Annotated in this window: 2 protein-coding genes; one reads left to right on the top strand and one right to left on the bottom strand. The window is 56.7% G+C overall.

Annotation, left to right across the window (positions count from 1 at the left end; all coding sequences use genetic code 11):
- Nucleotides 1-187: 187 nt before the first annotated feature.
- On the bottom strand, nucleotides 188-583 hold the full coding sequence (locus GSQ92_RS26825) for a hypothetical protein (RefSeq protein WP_158801607.1): 396 nt from the start codon (nucleotides 581-583) through the stop codon (nucleotides 188-190).
- 418 nt (nucleotides 584-1,001) lie between these two features.
- Between GSQ92_RS26825 and GSQ92_RS26820 the strand changes: the two genes are divergently transcribed.
- Nucleotides 1,002-1,454 (top strand): winged helix-turn-helix domain-containing protein (locus GSQ92_RS26820; RefSeq protein WP_216856992.1); only part of this gene is annotated, 453 nt, incomplete at its 3' end.

Below are 1,454 nucleotides of genomic sequence, written 5' to 3'. Positions count from 1 at the left end.
AAACCACTCGGCGCAACCCTCGAAAAGCCTGCATACTGCGAGACGGGTCACCCCTCCTCAGGCGAACATTTGGTCTAGCCTAACCCAGTGCGAGCTTGGAAGCTTCGACAAGGTCGCCAAGTGATTGCGGACCGTCTCCCAATTGAACGCTAGCTTGAGGAGTCTAAGACAGTTCCCTGGCCTAAGATTACGTTGGTGGTTTCTCGGCTCTCGGTGTTTCGTCGTAAGGCTCGCAACGGCCGATTGCGAGCGTCGGCGGGTCGGGTGAGAAATGCCAACCCGATGTCAAATACTCTCCTGCAGAATAGATCTGAAATCGATCCATTTTTGGATTGAAAGTAACGTCATTAACGTAGGGAATGCATTCTGGAGTAGCGGAGCGTGTCATCTTACACAGTGACACCAAATTATCTTCCGCCTTATCAAAGACTCCGAATGTTGGCCTGAATGGAACCGCTTTGACAAGAGCCCTGAGACCGTTGTCTTTTCTAGAAAAGTCAAATGGACGCACCACATATTGATGGTCTTGGAAGATTGTCTTCGGAATCCAGTGTTCGGAATGAAGTTGGTAAAGAAAACCCACTGTTTGTTCCGGAGTGCACAGGAAAGACGGAGTCTGCGCTACCGCGCGTCCCGCGACCAACGAAAGACAAAACGTGATACTCACCAGAGTGCACTTGATCATAGCCCCTTCCTTCCACGGTTCGAACAGGAGGCGTAGTAGTTCGGTCGCCTCGTCGATCAGGTGGGAACGCCCTCTGAACGTCGGTATGTCCTTGTCGGGGAACCGCCGTCCCTAGCGCTACAACCAGGGCACGCAACGAGCCTGACGCGGTCAAGGCTAAAGCCCCAACGTGGTTGGAGCATCATAGTTCGGCTCGCTCACTGAGTAACGAAAGCGATCCGATCGACCGCCGAAATTTTGCGAGATTTCGCGACCCGGCGCCGAATGTGCTATGCTAGGTTGGGGTGCTGAGGCCCGTCATTTGGCGGAGGGCCGGATGGACATGCGGGGTCGAAAGCTTGCCGTCAATGGTGTGATTGCCGATTTCGGCAGCGAGACGTTGAGTACTACGTTGGGGCATTCAGTCGCCCTGCGGCCACAGGCGTTCGCTGTCCTGCGCTATTTGGCTGAGCATGCCAGCCGGCTCGTCACCAAAGACGAGCTGATGGATGCGTTGTGGGCCGGCCGCATCGTAACCGATGACAACCTCGTGCAGTGCGTCCACGAAATCCGCCGCGCATTCCGAGATACCGACCGTGTGGTGCTGAAAACCGCGCCGAAACGCGGCTACCGGCTGGTGCTACCCGCCGACGCCGCCCAGGAGCGAGCCTGGGGCGAGCCTGAAAGGCCTAGGGATGGCGATGGCGAGACTGGGGTTGGGACAGAGCCCATTGCCGACGGCACGCACTCCGTCGAGCACGTCAAGGTCTCCATCGCCGTCCTCCCATTT

The sequence above is a fragment of the Acidisoma sp. S159 genome, assembly GCF_009766125.1.
Lineage (GTDB): Bacteria > Pseudomonadota > Alphaproteobacteria > Acetobacterales > Acetobacteraceae > Acidisoma.
The sequence above is the reverse complement of the archived record's forward strand: the minus strand, read 5'-3'. Positions and strand labels throughout refer to the sequence as shown.